Below are 17,210 nucleotides of genomic sequence, written 5' to 3' on the forward strand. Positions count from 1 at the left end.
CGACGGCGGGCTTGTGGCAGGACTGGAATCGTCTTGGCGAGCAGTGCCAGCACGACCCGGTAGCCCGGTTCTGTTTTTTTACAGCCTGCCAGAAATAACCTACAGAAAATAGGGCCTGCCTTCAAGGCGATCTTAATGAAGGCTGAACGCCTGTGCGTTTCCGTTAGGCTGTTCCGGGGAGTCGCCGACGGTGCGTTGCACCCATGGCTGGTGGCTGGCCGCGCCGCCGAGAGACTGGCGTTGAGTAGCGAGATCCCGGGCAGCGGGCTGTTGCTTGCGGTGTTTGTCAACGTAGTTGTCGCGTAGACCATTCTGTTATGCCGCCTTATTCTGAGTCGCGTCCTGCTTCTCCGGATTGAGCATCACCGTCCCAACCGGCTGCCAGCTACGCGTCTTGCCTGACCAGCGCGCCGGTTGTTCAGCGCGGGCTTGCTGGTACAGCGCATCGCGCCGAGCCAGCACTTCATGATCTTCTCCGCGATGGCGCTCGGCCGGTGTGACGAAGCGGATGCGGCTATGGCGATGTTCGTGGTTGTACCAGCGGATGAAGTCTCTCACCCAGATCCGCGCCTCATCCAGGCTGCTGAAGCCGTTGTGCGGCCACTGCGGGCAGTATTTCAGCGTTCTGAACAGCGACTCCGAGAAGGCGTTGTCATTGCTGACCCGAGGCCGCCCACGCGACGGTGTGATGCCAAGATCGTACATTTTGCTTAGCAGTGTGACGGACTTCATCGGCGCGCCGTTATCCGAGTGCAGCACCAGCGGCTGATGCAGGCACTGCTCGCTGAGCACGCTGCGTTGCAGCAGAGCGGCGGCCTTATCGCCGCATTCCTGTTCATGCACCTCCCACCCCACGCCCTTGCGACTGTAAAGATCCTCGATCAGATACAGGTAGTAATACTGGCCCCGCACCGGCGAGGGCAAATACGTGATGTCCCAAGACCAAAGCTGGTTCGGTCCGTTCGCCGCGTGCGTCGTGGGTGCTGGATGGCGTTTTGGACGCTGACTTCGACCCCGGCGATGCAGCTGATCGGCCGCATGCAGTACCCGATAAAAGCTGCTTTCAGACGCGAGATAACGGCCCTGATCGGCCAGCCGGGGCACGATCTGGCTCGGCGGCAGATGCGCGTATTCCGTGCTGTTGCAGAGCTGCAAGATCGCCTCACGTTCAGCGTCAGTCAGGGCATTCGCCGGCGTGGGCCGCGACGTGGTCGTGCGACCATCGGGGGTCAGCGTGCTTTTGTGTGTCCAGCGTTGCAGCGTGCGCAGACTGAGCCCCAGCTCCTGGCAGGCGACCGCTTTGCGGGCGCCAGCGGCCATGGCTTCAGCAATCCAGGCGACATAGTCCTGCCGGACCGACAGCGCCGTTAGCCGTCCTCGCTGTCGTCCCCCCAGTAGGCATTGAGCTTTTTTCGCAGCACCAGGATCGCGGCCGCCTCGGCCAGTGCCTTGTCCTTGCGTCTGAGTTCACGTTCCAGTTCACGGATACGTTTCTTGTCAGTCTTGGCCTGTTCGCGATCGAGCTGACGTTGGGCCTTGGCCGTCTGCTGACCCGACAAGCAGGCGTCACGCCACGCTTTGACCTGTTGGGGATACAGCCCTTTACTGCGGCAGTATTCGCTCAGCTCGATTTCAGACAGCGCGGCGGTCTCAATCACCACCGCCAGCTTGGACTCAGCCGACCAGTTGTCCGTTAACTTTTGATCTCCGGGCACCGCAGCGCCTCCCGCTTTGGCCTGTTTGCGCCAAGCATACAGGGTTACATCGGAGATGCCTTCCTGGCGGGCAAGCTCGGCCACAGACATATTGTGCGGCGGTAAAAGCTTCTTGAGCAGCGCTTCTTTACGCTCGGGTGAATAACGTCGCATCGCATGACTCTTTCCACCCCCGGTGCTTTGGTTTAAGTGAAACTGATCAGGCGACAACTACCCTGACACCGGGGGCTTGGAGGCCGCTGCCTGGACTGGCATGCAAAGGAGGGCGCCAGCCCGCGGCTGGCGTTGTTGCTGTCGGGTTCAGTTTGTAACAGGCTGGGTAATGGTTTTCACCTCCAGGTAGGCGCTCAGCCCCCAGGGGCCCAGTTCGCGGCCGATACCGCTGCGCTTGAAGCCACCCCAGGAGGTTTCGGGGCAGACGACCTGCAGGCTGTTGATCCAGATATGACCGGCTTGCAGCTGTTCGGCTACGCGCTGGGCCCGCTCGCCATCCTGGCTGATGATGCCGGCAGCAAGCCCGAAGTCGGAATCATTGGCCAGGGCGATGGCCTCGGCTTCGCTGGCAAAGGTACGCACACAGAGTACCGGGCCGAAGATCTCCTCGCGCCACAGGGCGGACTCCGTGGGAACATCCACGAAGATGGTGGGCTCGACGAAATAGCCCCGCTCGAATCCGTTTGGCCGCTGCCCCCCCGTCAGCAGTTGCAGGCCTTCGGTCCGGCCACGGTCGATATAGCCCATCACGGTATCGAGCTGGGCTTTACTGGTCAGCGGGCCCATCTGTACGCCATTTTCAAATGCATCGCCGAGCTGCAGTGCTTCGGTGGCGGTCTTGAGGCGCGCCAGCAGCTGTGGCGCGATGCGCTCGTGCACCAGCAGGCGCGAGGTGGCCGAGCACATCTGGCCGGCATTGTAGAAGATGCCGCCCAGAATCCAGTCGATGGCCTGGTCGAGGTCCGCATCCTCGAACACCAGCATCGGTGACTTGCCCCCCAGCTCCAGGCTCAGCCCCTTGACCTGTTCGGCGGCGCTTTGCATGACGATTTCGCCCACGCGGTTGCTGCCGGTAAAGGAGATCTTGTCGATATCGGGGTGGCGGGTCAGGGCGCTGCCGACATCGCTGCCGCTGCCGCAGACGATATTCAGCACACCGGCGGGCAGGCCGACCCGCTGGGCGATATCGCCCAGCTGCAGTTCGATCAGGGGCGTAACCTCCGAGGGTTTCAGAATCGCGGTACAGCCGGCGGCCAGTGCCGGTGCCACCTTCCAGGCGGTGGTCACGAAGGGGAAGTTCCAGGGCACGATCAGGCCGACAACCCCGGCCGCTTCAAGCCGGGTGCTGGCGCGGTAACCCGGCATGGCCAGGGGGACTGCTGCATTCTGGCGGCCGTCGAGCTGCTCGGCGAGATTCGCGTAGTAATCCCAGCAGGCGATGGCATCGTCGATATCGATGCGGGCCTCGAACAGCGGCTTGCCATTGTTGCTGGATGACAGGGCCGCCAGGCTGTCGGCGCGGCGCTCGATTTCCCGAGCGATGGCCCGCAGGTAGCCGGCGCGCTCGGCGCCGCGGGTCTGGCGCCAGGCGGGCAGCGCGCTTTTGGCCGCGCGAACGGCACGCTCGACATCGGCGGCGGTACCGGCGCCAACCTCGGCGATGAGCTCTTCCGTGGCGGGGTTGAAGACCGCCAGCGTACTGGCGGTCTGAGGTGCAACCCAGTCACCGTTAATGAACAGCTTGTCGTACATGATCAGGGCTCCTGGCCTCAGGCGGGGGTGAAGGCGGTGATAAAGTCCGCATCTTCGCGCACTTCAATGAGGGTCGGGCGCGTGGCATCGGCGGCAAGCAGCAGCTGTTCGCGCAGTTCGGCGAAGCTGGCCGGTGCAACGGCATGGCAGCCAAAGCCGCGGGCAATGGCGAGGAAGTCCGGCGTATAGATATCGACACCGATGGTGGGAATATCGCGGTTTTGCATGTAACGCTTGATCTCGCCGTAACCGCTGTTGTTCCACAGCAGTACGATCACAGGCGCGCCGGCCTCGACCGCAGAGGCCAGTTCCGCCACGGTGAACTGGATGCCGCCATCGCCGATCAGTGCCACCACCGGGCGCTGTGGTGCCGCTATCTTGGCGCCTATGGCCGCCGGCAAGCCGTAGCCCAGGGTGCCGTACCCGGTTGACGAGTTGAACCAGCGGCGCGGCGCCTGGGCTTCATACAGATGGTTGCCCGAGTACACCGGCTGGGTGGAATCGCCGGCAATGATTACGCCGGGCAGGGTCTGCTGGATGGTCTCCAGTACCTGCTGCTGGGCGCGAAACGCTTGAGGCCAGTCCTGTTCGAACCGGGCGCGCACGTCCTGCACGCGCTGAGCCCCCTGGCCGGCGGCGCTAAAGCCGTTGCGTTCAAGTTGCAATCGCAGGGCAGCCATGGCCAGAGCGGCATCACTGAGGATGGCGATAGCGGCGGGGTAATTGCTGCTCAGCTGTTCGGCGTCTATATCGATGCGGATCAGCGGGCTGGAAATGCTGAAACCGCCGTCAAACACAACATCGTAATCGGTCTCGCCAAGTTCCGTGCCGATGGCCAGTACCACATCGGCTGCGCGCACCATCTCGCGCACGGGTTCCAGCGACTGGTTGGAACCCAGCGAGAGCGGATGCCCCGGCGGCAGCACACCCTTGGCGTTGATCGTCAGCAATGTCGGGGCATCCAGTGCCTCAACCAGTGCCCGGGCATCATCCGCGGCGTCACTGCAGCCACCGCCGAGCAGTACCACCGGGTTTTGTGCCTTTTGCAGCAGGGCGGCGGCCTGCTCGATGGCACCGGGTGCCGGCGCCGGCCGGCTTGGCAGGGCGGCGACAGTGCGGCGAAGGTGACCGGCCGGCGCGGTGATCACGTCCAGCGGGATTTCGATGTGCACCGGGCGCGGCCGGGCACTGGAAAAGATCGAAAAGGCGCGGGCCAGCACGTCGGGCAGTTCGTCCGGGCGCATCAGGGTATGGCTGAAGGCCGACAGGCCGGACATCAGTTGGCGCTGGTTCGGCAGTTCGTGCAGGCGGCCGCCGGCCAGCCCCAGCTCGTGGCTGTGGTTGACGCTGGAAATCACCAGCATCGGAATGGAGTCGGCGTAGGCCTGTCCCATGGCCGTGGCGATATTGGTCATGCCGGGGCCCGTGATGATAAAGCAGACACCGGGCTTGCCGGTGATGCGGGCGTGACCGTCCGCCATGAAGCCGGCCCCCTGTTCGTGGCGGGGGGTGACATGGCGGATGCGGGTGTTCGGCAGGCCCCGGTACAGCTCAACGGTGTGGACGCCGGGTATGCCAAATACGGTATCGATACCGTAGGCTTCCAGCAGTTCAACCAGGATTTCTCCACAGGTACTCATCGGTTTCTCCATAAATGCGTGGCATATCAGGACAGCCGGGCAGCAGGCCCCGGCTGTCGGATACGGGCGCAGGGCTTCGCGCCCGCGGGCTCTGGTTCAGAACACCAGTGTATGGGCGATCAGTGCGATCAGCGGCAGTGTAATCAGGGTGCGCATGATAAAGATCGCGAACAGTTCCAGCAGGTTCAGCGGAATCTTCGATTTAATCAGCAGCACGCCGATTTCGGACATGTAGATCAGCTGCGTCATCGAGACGCTGGCGATCACAAAGCGGGTCAGCTCGCTATCGATACCCTTGCCCAGAACGGCCGGCAGGAACATGTCGGCAAAGCCGACCAGCATGGTCGGTGCCGCCGCGGCGGCTTCCGGGATTTGCAGCAGGTTCAGTAGCGGAATAAAGGGATAGGACAGCCAGGTGAAGATCGGCGTGTATTCAGCCAGCGCCAGCGACAGGGTACCAATGGCCATGACCAGCGGTAGCAGGCCAAACCAGATATCGCCGACGTTCATCAGGCAGCTTTTGCCCAGGGCTACCGGTGTGGGTGCTTTGGCGGCGCGACGCGTGGCCTGCTCCAGCCCCCAGGAAAACAGTGAATGCCCGCGGGGAAGTTCTTCCTTTATCTGCTTGCCAACGGCCTCGTGGTAGCTGTCTTTTTTCCAGCACAGCGGCGGCAGGCGCGGTGTAATAACGGCCGCCACCAGACCGGTTGCCACCACCGTCAGGTAAAAGGGCACGAACAGGTGCTCCAGACCGATGACGTTGGCGATCAGCAGGCTGAAGGCGATCGAGGTGATGGAAAAGTTGGTGGCAATGACGGCGGCTTCACGCTTGGAATAAAAGCCCTGCTCGTACTGCTGGGTTGTGATCAGTACGCCCACGGTGCCGGAACCGAGCCAGGAAGCAACGGCGTCAATGGAAGAGCGCCCCGGTAGCCTGAACAGCCAGCGAAACACGTTGCTTGCCAGGGTGCCGATAAACTCCATAAAGCCGAAGTCGACCAGAAACGGCAGCAGAATGGCCGCGAAAAAGAAGAAAGTGATCAGCATTGGCGCCAGATCCAGCAGCATCACGCCGCCGGTATTACGGTTCCAGATCCATTCGGGGCCGAACTCGAACAGTGTCATGGCGGCGAAGGCGGCACCCAGTACCCGCAACGCGAGCCAGCTGCCCTTGGGCGTGAATATTTCGACCAGGGTGCTGTCCTTCTGCGCCCAGGCCGGCCTGAACGCGGCGGCAACAAGCGCGACGAGCGCCGAGGTCACCAGCAGTGCCGTGGCGAAGGCGGGCAGGTAGTCCTGGGCGGCGCCTTTGAGCATGTCGGCCAGTACGCCCATGCCGATGGTGACCTTGCCGTCGACCACGACCGGCGTCAGAAAGAAGAGTACGCCGATCAGGGAGGGGATGATGAATTTCAGATAGGCGCCAAGGCTGTGTCCGCTGCGCCCTTCGTCGGGGTCGTTCAGTAGCACGCCTGCGGCTTCCTGTTGGTCCAGGTGTTGACTCATCGGGAGATTCCTCGAGTATTGTAGTTATTGTCTCAAAATCCGACAGGCACCGTCAGGATTGTGCCTGTCGGTGTGAGTGCTATTTGTCGTAGCGCACGCCCGGCATTACGCAGAGCATTTCAAACAGCAAATTCGCGCCCAGCAGCGCGGTATTGCCGGAGGTGTCGTAGGGCGGGGAGATTTCCACCATATCGCCGCCGACGATATCCAGGCCCTTGCAGCCACGGATGATTTCCAGCCCCTGGGGGACGGTCAGGCCGGCAATTTCGGCGGTACCGGTGCCGGGCGCATAGGCCGGATCCAGGCCGTCGACGTCAAAGCTGATGTAGACAGGCCCGCCGGCGACCTTGGCACGGACCTCTTCCATCAGCGGGGTGAGGGACCTGTGCCAGCATTCCTCGGCCGGGACGACCCGAAAGCCCTGGTCACGGGACCAGTCGAATTCGTCGGCACTGTAGCCGGTACCGCGCAGGCCGATCTGCACCACGCGGTTGCAGTCCAGCAGGCCTTCCTCGACGGCACGGCGAAAGGGGGTGCCGTGGGCGATTTTCTCGCCGAACATGTGATCATTGATATCGGCGTGGGCATCGACGTGCACCATGCCGATTGGGCCGTATTTCTTTTTCAGCGCCCGCAGAATGGGCAGTGCGATCGTGTGGTCACCGCCAAGGGTCAGGGGCTTGCAGTTGTGCTCCAGCACTTCATCGTAGAATTCCTCGATAATGTCCATGCTCTTGAGCAGGTTGAAGGTGTTGATCGGCACGTCGCCGATATCGGCGACCTGCAGGCTCTCGAAGGGGGCGGCAAAGGTCGCGACATTGTAGGGGCGCAGCATGCGGGACTCGTCACGGATCTGGCGCGGCGCCAGGCGGGCGCCCGGACGGTTGGACGTACCGATATCGAAGGGCACACCGATAAAGGCCACATCCAGGCCTGCGGCGCTTTCCTGGGCCGGCAGGCGCATCATGGTGGCCGGGCCACCGAAGCGGGGCATTTCGTTGCCGCCAAGCGGCTGGTTGAATGTACGTTCTGACATGGCGAAACCTTCTTTTTTCGGATTCTGTTGGCTTTGAGCTTACATAAAGCTAAAACCATGCCATAAATAATAAATTGTTTAATATCAATGGATTGCATTGTTTTGATTCATTTTTGAATTGAATGCGGCGTGATATTCAATTCATAAGTGAATTATAATTCAAAACTGATAGTCAAGCGGATAGCTGCAGCCCGGTGCAGACTGCTGGCAGTGATTCGGAGGTGAATGTGAACAAGACCTGTGCGGAGCTTGAGCTGGAACTGGTGCTCGAAAAGTCGCGTGACAATATCATGATCGCCGATGGGCAGGGCCGTATCCTGCGTGCCGGCAGCAACTGTGCCCGTATCTATGGGCGGGGCATCGAGCAGTTGCTGGGCGTTTCGGTGCATGCGCTGGAGCTTGAGGGTATCCTGCGCCCGTCCGTCACGGTGCAGGTATTGCAGCAGCGCGCACCGGTGCAGCTGATGCAGACCACCGAGACCGGTCGCAGCGTCATGGCCCAGGGTTTCCCGGTGTTCGATGACGATGGCAGCCTGATCCGGGTGGTGAGCTTTTCCCAGGACCTGACCGACCTGCAGCTGCTGCAACAGGAATATACCCTGCTGCAGCACAAGTTGACCCAGCGGCGTTATCCCGGCGATGCCGAAACCATTCAGGTTGACGAGCTGAGTTTTCGCAGCCCGCAGGTACGCGAACTCTACGCGCTGCTCAAGCGTATCGCGCCCACCGATGCCAGCCTGCTGCTGCTCGGTGAGTCGGGTGTCGGCAAGACCGCTTTTGCCCAGCTCAGTCATCGCCTGAGCCCGCGCAGCAGTGGTCCCTTCGTCGAGGTCAATTGCAGCGCAATCCCCGACAACCTGTTTGAGTCGGAGATGTTCGGTTATGCGCCGGGCTCCTTTACGGGCGCCTCCCGCCAGGGAAAGCCCGGGCTGATCGAGCAGGCCGACGGCGGCACCCTGTTTCTGGATGAGGTGGGGGACTTGCCGCTGCCGATGCAGGTCAAGCTGCTGAAGGTGCTGCAGGATGGCAAGGTCATGCGCATCGGCAGCACCGAGGCGCGCAGTATCGACTTTCGACTGGTGACGGCCACCAATCACGACCTGCAGGAGCAGGTGGACGCGGGCCGCTTCAGGCTCGATCTGTATTACCGTATCAACGTGGTGCCCATGTGGATTCCGCCGCTGCGCGAGCGCCCGGAGGATATCCCGGTTTTGCTGGACCTGGTGCTGGCACGCCTGAACCTGCGCTATGGCCAGCAAAAGGTGCTGGATGACCAAGCACGGCATGGCCTGGTGCAGCACGACTGGCCCGGTAATGTGCGGGAGCTCGAAAACGTGCTCGAGCGCTGTTACGTGGCCAGTCCCGGCAGCCTGATCCAGTACGAGTTGCCGCAGCGCTCAGTGGCCCAGGCCGAGGCGCCCGCCGTGAAACTGCCGGCCGTGTCGTCGCAGGTACCACAGTTGGCGATAGCTGCGCTGGGAGAACATTCGCTGACCGAGGCACTTGATCTGTATGAAAAACAGCTACTGCAGGAGGCGCTGCAAAGCTGCAGCAGCACCTACGCCCTGGCGGACAGGCTGGGCATCAGCCAGCCGACGGTGTTCCGGCGCCTGCGCAAGCATGGCCTGAGCCTGCAAGAAGCCCGAAACCGGGACTGAATCCTGCGTCTGCTGGGCGACCCCGGCGGCAGCATGCCCCCGGGGTGCAGCAGCTCGCTAGCCGCCAGCCTCTAGGGCTGCAGGCCCAGGTGCGCGGCATGGAAGCGCAGGTGTTGCTCGATAAAGCTGGCGATAAAGTAGTAGCTGTGGTCGTAACCCTCGTGCCGGTTTAGCTGCAGCGGGTAGCCACTGTGGCGGGCAGCGGCGCCCAGGGTGTCGGGTTTCAGCTGTTCGGCGAGAAAATCATCGGCTTCACCCTGGTCCACCAGGGCGGGCACGAAGTCGCTCGCCTGGTGCATCAGCAGGCTGGCATCGTAGTCGGCCCAGCTGGCGGTGTCCTTGCCCAGGTAAGCGCCAAGGGCTTTCTTGCCCCAGGGGCAATTAACCGGGTTGCTGATCGGGCTGAAGGCCGAGACCGAGGCAAAGCGTTGCGGGTTGCGCAGGGCCAGTACCAGGGCCCCGTGGCCGCCCATGGAGTGACCGGCAATGGCGCGCTGATCATTCACCGGGAACATGGACTCGACCAGGGCCGGCAACTCGTTCAGGACATAGTCGTACATCTGGTAATGCGCGTTCCAGGGTGCCTGGGTCGCGTTGACATAAAAGCCGGCCCCCTTGCCCAGGTCGTAACCGTCGGCATCAGCTACTTCATCGCCCCGCGGGCTGGTGTCCGGGGCGATAATGGCCATGCCAAGCTCGGCGGCGATGCGCTGGGCACCGGCCTTGTGCATGAAGTTCTCGTCAGTGCAGGTCAGGCCCGACAGCCAGTAGAGCGCCGGTACCTTCTGTCCGGTTGAAGCCTGGGGTGGCAGGTAGATGGCGAAGCGCATGGTGCAGTTCAGGGTCTGCGAATGATGGCTGTACTGCTTGTTCCAGCCACCGAAACTCTTGTTGCAGCTCAGGTTTTCAATGTTCATTGGCGTCTCTCCGATCGGCCAGGTCGCCTGCTCTCTGGCAGGCGGCCGGCGGACTCATTTGTCGAAATGGATAACGCTGCGGATGCTCTTGCCTTCATGCATCAGGTCGAAGGCTTCGTTGACGGCTTCAAGGCCCATGGTGTGGGTAATGAAGTCGTTGAGTGCGAACTCGCCCTGCATATAGCGCTCGACAATGCCGGGCAACTCGGAGCGGCCCTTGACGCCACCAAAGGCAGAACCTCGCCAGACCCGGCCGGTGACCAGCTGGAACGGACGGGTGGAGATCTCCTGGCCGGCGCCGGCCACGCCGATCACCACGGACTCGCCCCAGCCCTTGTGGCAGCACTCCAGGGCGGAACGCATGACGTTGACGTTGCCGATACACTCGAAGGAGTAGTCCACGCCGCCGTCGGTCAGTTCGACGATGACGTCCTGGATCGGCTTGTCATAATCCTTGGGATTGATGCAGTCGGTGGCGCCGAGCTTGCGGGCCAGTTCAAACTTGCTCTCGTTGATGTCGATGGCAATGATGCGACCGGCTTTTGCCATGGTGGCACCAATGATGGCCGAGAGGCCGATGCCGCCCATGCCGAAGATCGCCACGGTAGCGCCTTCTTCTACCTTGGCGGTGTTCATGACGGCACCCATGCCGGTGGTGACGCCGCAGCCGAGCAGGCAGACTTCTTCCAGCGGCGCATCCTTGCTGACCTTGGCCAGGGAGATTTCCGGCAGTACCGTGTACTCGGAAAAGGTGGAGCAGCCCATGTAATGGAAGATCGGCTGGCCATCCTTGTGAAAGCGGGTGGTGCCGTCGGGCATCAGGCCCTTGCCCTGGGTTGCGCGAATCTTCTGGCACAGGTTGGTTTTGCCGGATGTGCAGAACTTGCACTCGCCACATTCAGGCGTGTACAGCGGAATGACATGATCCCCCACCTGCACGCTGGTAACGCCTTCACCGATCGATTCGACGATGCCGCCGCCTTCGTGGCCGAGAATGGCCGGGAAGATGCCTTCGGGATCTTCACCGGACAGGGTAAAGGCGTCGGTATGGCAGACGCCGCTGGCGACCACGCGGATGCGTACTTCACCGGCCTGCGGCGGCATCACATCCACTTCTTCGATGGATAGCGGCTGTTTCGGGCCCCAGGCGATGGCGGCCTTGGATTTGATTGTCTGAGTCATGGAGTGCTCCAGGGTTGCGAGGCGAAGGCAGAAGGTCTGCCGTGTCGATGGGAGCAGTATATTTGGTTCTTGAGTGGCGATAATCGGCCTAAACAGTAAATTACTTTTACCAGTGTGTAATAATCAGGCGTTATTGCGGGTGGCTATTGCAGCGAGCCTGGGAGAATCAGCCTGTCGAGAATCGCGGGCTGGAGGGAAGTGCATGTTCGTGTGGGAAGGCGTGAGTGAATTTGTGGCGGTGGCCGAGACAGAAAGCTTTACCGTTGCGGCAAAACGGCTGGGTATCTCCACCGCCCAGGTCAGTCGCCAGGTCAGCGCCCTGGAAAACCGCTTGTCGGCCAAGCTGCTGTATCGCACCACCCGCCGGGTGTCGGTTACCGAAGCCGGGCAGACCTATTATCAGCACTGCAGGCAGGTACTCAATGGGCTTGAAGAGGCCGAGCGCACCATCACCCAGCTGCAACAGTCGCCCAGGGGCAGCCTGCGCCTGACCGCGCCGGTCACCTACGGCGAGAAGACGATTGCGCCCCTGGTCAATGACTTCATCCTGCAGTACCCGGAGCTGGATGTGCAGCTGAAACTGTCCAACCAGACGCTGGACCTGGTGGCCGAGGGGTTCGATCTGGCGGTGCGGCTGGGCAAGCTCAAGGACTCGAGCCTGATGGCACGGCGCCTGTCGTCGCGCACCCAGTACGTCTGTGCGTCGCCCCGTTACCTCTCGACCTATGGTGTGCCGCATTCGCTGTCAGAGCTCGATCAGCATAATTGCCTGCAGGGGAATCTGGATTACTGGCGTTTTCAGGAGCAGGGCAGGGCGCGCAATGTTCGGGTAAAGGGCAACCTCCGTTGCGACAGTGGCTGGGGGTTGCTGGATGCGGCCGTTAAAGGCATCGGTATTGTGCAGCTGCCGGACTACTATGTGCGCCCGGCGCTGGAATCGGGGCAGCTGATCGCGTTGCTGGCGCCTTTCCAGGAAGCGGACGAAGGCATCTGGGCCGTTTACCCCCACAACCGTCACCTGTCGCCCAAGGTCCGGATGCTGCTGGACCATTTCAGCGCTGCCCTGGGCTGACTGCCGTACAGGTGCCTGCCGGTATCCCGGTTACGGTCAGGGAATGACGGGATCATACAGCAGGGCGTTTTGCCATTCGCTGACAAAACGGCGCCGTTTTGATTGATCCAGATACACCATTAGCGCAGGTCCCAGGGCAATGGGGTGGAAGTTGAGAGTCTGCTCCTGTTGCAGGGCGGTGACCGAATAGGGGCCGGTCGCCTGGGGGTGGATTGCCACCAGATCCCCGTGCTGGGCGATCACCTGCTGCCCCTCGAAAGACAGCATAAAGCGCAGCAGTGCCCTGGCACCGGTCAGGTTGCGGGCCTTTTTGGGAATAAAGGCGACGCGGCTGACCACCAGGGCATAATCCTGCGGCACGATGACGCCAAGGCGCGGATCTGCATAGGCACGGGCCAATGCATAGGAGCCCAGCATGTTGTAGCCCAGCACCAGTTCGCCGTCGCTGATGGCGTCCAGAATCTGGGCGGTACAGCAGTAAACCCGGGTGAAGGCGCGGCCGAGACTTTCCTGCAGTCGGCCGCTGATGCTCGAGGTGACTTCATCCTGTGATGCCACCAGGTAACCGACCCCGGAGGTTCGAACATCGTAGGAGCCGACCCGGTGCTGGAAAAAGAGCCCGTCGCTGCGCAGCGCCGTGGCCAGAGCCTCGTGCGTTTTGGGCAGTTCCTTGCCGCTGAATGCCGCCTTGTTGTAGACGAAAACGATGGGCTCATAACTGAAGCCGAAGGCTTCGTTGCGCCAGTTGGCCCAGCTGGGCAATTCACTGAGCACCGGATCCTCGAAGGCCTGGGCGAAACCGTCGTTGACCAGCCGTATCTGCAGATCCATGGCGGAGCTGATGACCAGGTCGGGACTTTCGTCGCGCGCGGGATTGCGCATCGCCTGGTCAAGCTCCATCGTGTTGTATTCGCGATAGTTCAGGACAACGTCCGGGTAGCGCAGTGCAAAGGCTTCCAGGACCGGCGCCATGGCAATGCGGTCGGTGGCGCTGTAAATCAGCAGCGAGGGTGGTGCGTTCTCTGCCCTGGTGCCGGCACTCATGGCGTCATAGAGGTGACGGCCGCCGAGGACAATGGCGCCCAGCAGCATCACACAGGCAAGGCCTTGCAGGGGTCTTTTCATGCGCGTTGTCCCGCTAGCCGCAGCCTGACCCTGAGGCCGTTTGCCGGGCTGCTTTCAATGATTAACTCACCGTCGTGAGCCTGCATCACGGCCTGCACGATGGCGAGCCCCAGGCCCGATCCTTCTTTGGCGGCGGTTAATCGACTGAAGCGCTGCAGGGCCTGGCGGCGCAGGTGGGGCGGGATGCCGGGCCCGCTGTCATCGACGATGATATCGAGGCCAGCATTGGGGGCGGTTGCCAGTGTCAGGCTGATCTGGTTGTTGTCGGGCCCGTAGCGCACGGCATTGTCGAGCAGGTTGCGGATGGCTTCACGCAGGCTGACGCGATCCGCTGCACAAACGCGGGTGTCGCAACTGCAGTGGTAGCCAAACTCGATGTCCAGGTGGGCGTGATCGCGCACGCATTCGGTCAGAACCTGTTTGAGCAGGGTATCAATATCGACGGGCTCCAGATGCTGGGTATCCCCGCGATGTACCACCATGGCGTGGGCCAGCAATTGATTGGTGAGGCGGGTCAGGCGCACATGCTCCTGGCGAATCTTTTCCAGCCTGTGGGGTAGCGTGGCCGGGTCGGCGACCTGCGTGGCGATATCGAGCTGCGCCTGGGTGGCGCTCAGGGCCGTGCGGATCTGGTGGCTGGCGTCGGCAATGAACATTTTCATGGTATCGAGGTTTTGCAGCAATTGCTGTTGATAGCTGTTGATGGCTTCGACCAGCGGGGCTATCTCCTGGATCGGTGTCGCGCTGAGGCGGCGTGTATCGGAGGGGGTGCGCAGCTGCAGTGTGCGAGAAATGAGACTTAACGGCTGCAGTGCGCGATTGATGCCCAGCCAGACGATGGCAAGGGTCAGCAGCATGATGCCCGCAAGGGTCAGCAGCGCCTTGTAGAGCATGTCGGCCAGCAGCTCCTGGCGGGCGTTGCGGGTCTGGGCCAGGGTGACATGCACCCAGCCGGAAGCCCCTGCTTCGGTGAGGCGCTTGCTCTGCATCACCAGGCGCAGGGCATCGCCGTTGTAATCGCCGTTGTAAAAATGAGGTTCGTGGGAGGGTTCAAAGTTCGGCGGCTGAGGCAGATCCGGATAGCCGGTGATCAGTGCTCCCGCCTGATCAGTGACCCGGTAAAAGACCTTGTCGCTGGGCGCCAGCTGCATCATTTCCATGGCGGCATAGGGAAGGTCGAGGTCGGGCTGGCCATTGCGCACGAAGACGCCTTCGATGATCGACAGGCTGGCACTGTTGAGCAGCCGGTCGTAGGAGAAGTCCGCGGCCTGTCGGGCGTAGTGCCAGACACCCGCACTGAGCAGCAGCAATACCATCAGCAACAGTATCGCGGTACGCGACAGCAGGCGGCGGCGCAGCGAATAGTCCGGCTCAGTCGTTGACATGGGCGAGATACCCCAGGCCGCGGATGGTCTTGATGATCAGGGTTGAGTCCGCCAGCTGTTTGCGCAGGCGGGTCAGGGCCTGCTCAATCGCATTGGGGGTATAGGCTTCGTTAAAGGTGTAAAGCCGGTTGGCGATGTCGTCCTTGGTCAGAATACGGTCGAGATTTTTCAGAAACAGCTCCAGCAGCTGTATTTCCCGGGGGCGCAGGTCGACGGGCTGGTCGTTGATGCGCACGGTTTGTGCGGCCAGATCGTAGCTGAGGTTGCCATATCGCATCAGGTTGCTGGCGTCTCCCCGTTCGCGCCGCAGCAGCGCCCGGCAGCGGGCCGCCAGTTCCCGAAAATCGAACGGCTTGACCAGATAATCGTCGGCGCCCAGGTCCAGTGCGCTGACGCGATCGTCGACTTCCGCCCGGGCGGTCAGTACCAGCACCGGAATCCGGCGGCCCTGGGCCCTCAGGCTCTGCAGCAGCTGATAGCCGCTGCGCCCCGGCAGATTGATATCCAGTATCAGCAGGTCGAAATCGTCAAACGACAGGTTGCGTTCGGCCTGCTCGACCGAGCCTGCCCAGTCCAGCGGATGGCCGAGATTGCAGAAGTATTCCCGGCAGGCGTCGGCGAGGGTGTCGTTGTCTTCAATGAGTAGCATGCGCATAGGCCGGCGATTGTCTCCGATTCGGCGGGGTCTGGCAAAGACATAAATTTTCGCAGGCTGTCAGGCTGGTGTCAGTTTGGAGGCCTAGGATGGCCGGGCTGCTCAGGACAGGATCCCGAGCCATAAAAATTATAAGCGGAGAATAACGATGAAGCTAAACATGGGTGCCTTGATGCTGACCGGTGGCCTGACTCTGGCCATGAATGCAGTGGCGTTTGAACCGTCCAAGCCCGAGTGTATTGCCCCGGCCAAGCCGGGTGGCGGCTTTGACCTGACCTGCCGGATTGTATCCAACGGCTTTGCCGACGCGGGCCTGCTCAAGGCTCCGATGGCAGTTACCTTTATGCCCGGTGGTGTCGGGGCAGTGGCCTACAACCATATCAATGGTGTGCGTCCCGATGATGGCAACGCGCTGGTGGCATTCAGTTCCGGTTCGCTGCTGAACATTGCGCAGGGCAAGTTTGGCAAGGATCTCGATGAAAATGATGCCCGCTGGGTGGGTGCCGCCGGGGTCGATTACGGCGCCATCATGGTGAAGGCCGATGCCCCCTGGAATACGCTGCAGGAGCTGGTTGCGGATATCAAAAAGGATCCGACCAAGTTCGTTGTCGGTGCCGGCGGCGGGGTTGGCAGCCAGGACTGGATGAAAGCGGCGATTCTGATGAAATCATCGGCTGTGGACCCCAAATCCATGCGTTACGTCGCCTACGAGGGCGGCGGTGAGGCACTGGCCGCCCTGATGGGCGGGCATATACAGGTGTACCCGGGGGATGCCGGCGAGATGCAGGGGCAGCTCGAAGCCGGCAAGGTGCGGGTGCTGGCGATCATGTCGCCGGAGCGCCTGGACGGCGAGTTTGCCGCCATTCCGACGGCAACGGAGCAGGGTATTGATGCGCAGTGGACCATCTTGCGCGGCTTTTATCTCGGCCCGAAGGTGTCCGATGAGGCCTATCAATACTGGGCATCCGAGTTTGGCAAGGCTTATGAAAGCGAAGCCTTTCTGGCGGCCGTTGCCGACAAGGGACTGATGCCGTTCAAAATGCAGGGGCCGGAGTTCGATAGCTATGTCCGCGAACGGGTGGGCTACATGCGTGCTCTGGCCCGCGAAGCCGGCTTGATTGAGTGAGGTTGAAGCATGTATGACCGCATCTTTGCGGGTGCCTTGCTGCTGCTGTCCGGGCTTGTCGCCTGGGCAGCGCTCAGCCTGGATGTCCCCTTTCAGTACGAACCTCTGGGGCCCAAGGCCTTCCCGGTAATACTCGCAGTCTTGCTGGCGATCGCAGCCCTCTGGCTGATGTATCGCCCAAGCAGGAATGACTGGCACCCCAATGCCGCCATTCTGGCAAAGCTGGCCGGTGGACTCTGCCTGATGGTGCTCTATGCCGTGCTGTTCGAATCCGCCGGTTTTATTCTTGCCACCTTTGTGGTGGGCTCCCTGTTCAGCTGGTTGTTCGGCGAAAGGCCGTTGCGGGCCGCCGGTTACGCACTGGTGATGAGTCTTGGCAGCTATTTCCTGCTCAAGGATCTGCTGCAGCTCAATGTACCCGCCGGCGTGCTGGTTGGAGGTTAATCG

Annotated in this window: 14 protein-coding genes; 4 read left to right on the forward strand and 10 right to left on the reverse strand. The window is 61.8% G+C overall.

Annotated elements, in window-relative coordinates; genetic code table 11:
• Window positions 1–315 precede the first annotated feature (315 nt).
• The 5 genes from KDW95_RS02815 to speB all read right to left on the reverse strand — a co-directional run bounded on the left by KDW95_RS02815 (window position 316) and on the right by speB (window position 7,643).
• Window positions 316–1,868, reverse strand: a protein-coding gene (locus tag KDW95_RS02815; protein ID WP_370646661.1) for an IS3 family transposase whose coding sequence is annotated in 2 segments (ribosomal slippage) — window positions 316–1,406 and window positions 1,406–1,868 — 1,554 coding nt in all. Because the reading frame shifts where the segments join, the coding sequence is not laid out codon by codon here.
• A gap of 147 nt (window positions 1,869–2,015) precedes the next feature.
• Complete coding sequence (locus KDW95_RS02820) at window positions 2,016–3,461, reverse strand: aldehyde dehydrogenase family protein (protein WP_255854743.1); 1,446 nt, start codon at window positions 3,459–3,461, stop codon at window positions 2,016–2,018.
• A 17-nt stretch (window positions 3,462–3,478) separates the two neighbouring features.
• The gene (locus KDW95_RS02825; RefSeq protein WP_255854744.1) at window positions 3,479–5,101 is read right to left on the reverse strand and encodes a 5-guanidino-2-oxopentanoate decarboxylase; all 1,623 of its coding nucleotides are present in this window, start codon (window positions 5,099–5,101) and stop codon (window positions 3,479–3,481) included.
• A 96-nt stretch (window positions 5,102–5,197) separates the two neighbouring features.
• The gene (locus KDW95_RS02830) at window positions 5,198–6,607 is read right to left on the reverse strand and encodes a YjiH family protein (protein WP_255854745.1); all 1,410 of its coding nucleotides are present in this window, start codon (window positions 6,605–6,607) and stop codon (window positions 5,198–5,200) included.
• Between the two features lie 79 nt (window positions 6,608–6,686).
• Window positions 6,687–7,643: an agmatinase gene (gene speB, locus KDW95_RS02835; protein ID WP_255854746.1), complete on the reverse strand. Its 957-nt coding sequence runs from the start codon at window positions 7,641–7,643 to the stop codon at window positions 6,687–6,689.
• Window positions 7,644–7,870: 227 nt separating this feature from the next.
• Between speB and KDW95_RS02840 the strand changes: the two genes are divergently transcribed.
• A complete protein-coding gene (locus KDW95_RS02840; protein WP_255854747.1) occupies window positions 7,871–9,301 on the forward strand; it encodes a sigma-54 interaction domain-containing protein in 1,431 nt (476 codons plus the stop codon).
• Between the two features lie 71 nt (window positions 9,302–9,372).
• Here KDW95_RS02840 and fghA read toward each other — a convergent pair whose 3' ends face one another.
• Both fghA and KDW95_RS02850 read right to left on the reverse strand, forming a co-directional pair.
• Window positions 9,373–10,218, reverse strand: coding sequence for an S-formylglutathione hydrolase (gene fghA / locus KDW95_RS02845; protein WP_304941573.1), 846 nt, complete (start codon window positions 10,216–10,218; stop codon window positions 9,373–9,375).
• 54 nt (window positions 10,219–10,272) lie between these two features.
• On the reverse strand, window positions 10,273–11,400 hold the full coding sequence (locus KDW95_RS02850; protein ID WP_255854748.1) for an S-(hydroxymethyl)glutathione dehydrogenase/class III alcohol dehydrogenase: 1,128 nt from the start codon (window positions 11,398–11,400) through the stop codon (window positions 10,273–10,275).
• 202 nt (window positions 11,401–11,602) lie between these two features.
• Between KDW95_RS02850 and KDW95_RS02855 the strand changes: the two genes are divergently transcribed.
• Window positions 11,603–12,472, forward strand: a complete 870-nt coding sequence (locus KDW95_RS02855; protein WP_255854749.1) for a LysR substrate-binding domain-containing protein — start codon at window positions 11,603–11,605, stop codon at window positions 12,470–12,472.
• Window positions 12,473–12,508: 36 nt separating this feature from the next.
• On the opposite strand, the gene KDW95_RS02860 is transcribed toward KDW95_RS02855, so the two are convergent.
• The 3 genes from KDW95_RS02860 to KDW95_RS02870 are packed head-to-tail and all read right to left on the reverse strand — an operon-like array spanning window position 12,509 to window position 15,637.
• A complete protein-coding gene (locus KDW95_RS02860; protein WP_255854750.1) occupies window positions 12,509–13,597 on the reverse strand; it encodes an ABC transporter substrate-binding protein in 1,089 nt (362 codons plus the stop codon).
• A complete protein-coding gene (locus KDW95_RS02865; protein WP_255854751.1) occupies window positions 13,594–14,982 on the reverse strand; it encodes a sensor histidine kinase in 1,389 nt (462 codons plus the stop codon). The genes KDW95_RS02860 and KDW95_RS02865 overlap by 4 nt, the downstream gene beginning before the upstream one ends.
• Complete coding sequence (locus KDW95_RS02870; RefSeq protein WP_255854752.1) at window positions 14,969–15,637, reverse strand: response regulator transcription factor; 669 nt, start codon at window positions 15,635–15,637, stop codon at window positions 14,969–14,971. The genes KDW95_RS02865 and KDW95_RS02870 overlap by 14 nt, the downstream gene beginning before the upstream one ends.
• A gap of 148 nt (window positions 15,638–15,785) precedes the next feature.
• Between KDW95_RS02870 and KDW95_RS02875 the strand changes: the two genes are divergently transcribed.
• Complete coding sequence (locus KDW95_RS02875; protein ID WP_255854753.1) at window positions 15,786–16,763, forward strand: Bug family tripartite tricarboxylate transporter substrate binding protein; 978 nt, start codon at window positions 15,786–15,788, stop codon at window positions 16,761–16,763.
• A gap of 9 nt (window positions 16,764–16,772) precedes the next feature.
• Window positions 16,773–17,207, forward strand: coding sequence for a tripartite tricarboxylate transporter TctB family protein (locus KDW95_RS02880; protein WP_255854754.1), 435 nt, complete (start codon window positions 16,773–16,775; stop codon window positions 17,205–17,207).
• Window positions 17,208–17,210: the final 3 nt, after the last annotated feature.

Source organism: Marinobacterium rhizophilum (assembly GCF_024397915.1).
GTDB lineage: Bacteria > Pseudomonadota > Gammaproteobacteria > Pseudomonadales > Balneatricaceae > Marinobacterium_A > Marinobacterium_A rhizophilum_A.

Coding starts and splice junctions, on each gene's coding strand:
- KDW95_RS02820 (WP_255854743.1), bottom strand. CDS start 3,461: ATGTACGACAAGCTGTTCATTAACGGTGACTGGGTTGCACCTCAGACC.
- KDW95_RS02825 (WP_255854744.1), bottom strand. CDS start 5,101: ATGAGTACCTGTGGAGAAATCCTGGTTGAACTGCTGGAAGCCTACGGT.
- KDW95_RS02830 (WP_255854745.1), bottom strand. CDS start 6,607: ATGAGTCAACACCTGGACCAACAGGAAGCCGCAGGCGTGCTACTGAAC.
- speB (WP_255854746.1), bottom strand. CDS start 7,643: ATGTCAGAACGTACATTCAACCAGCCGCTTGGCGGCAACGAAATGCCC.
- fghA (WP_304941573.1), bottom strand. CDS start 10,218: ATGAACATTGAAAACCTGAGCTGCAACAAGAGTTTCGGTGGCTGGAAC.
- KDW95_RS02850 (WP_255854748.1), bottom strand. CDS start 11,400: ATGACTCAGACAATCAAATCCAAGGCCGCCATCGCCTGGGGCCCGAAA.
- KDW95_RS02855 (WP_255854749.1), top strand. CDS start 11,603: ATGTTCGTGTGGGAAGGCGTGAGTGAATTTGTGGCGGTGGCCGAGACA.
- KDW95_RS02860 (WP_255854750.1), bottom strand. CDS start 13,597: ATGAAAAGACCCCTGCAAGGCCTTGCCTGTGTGATGCTGCTGGGCGCC.
- KDW95_RS02865 (WP_255854751.1), bottom strand. CDS start 14,982: ATGTCAACGACTGAGCCGGACTATTCGCTGCGCCGCCGCCTGCTGTCG.
- KDW95_RS02870 (WP_255854752.1), bottom strand. CDS start 15,637: ATGCGCATGCTACTCATTGAAGACAACGACACCCTCGCCGACGCCTGC.
- KDW95_RS02875 (WP_255854753.1), top strand. CDS start 15,786: ATGAAGCTAAACATGGGTGCCTTGATGCTGACCGGTGGCCTGACTCTG.
- KDW95_RS02880 (WP_255854754.1), top strand. CDS start 16,773: ATGTATGACCGCATCTTTGCGGGTGCCTTGCTGCTGCTGTCCGGGCTT.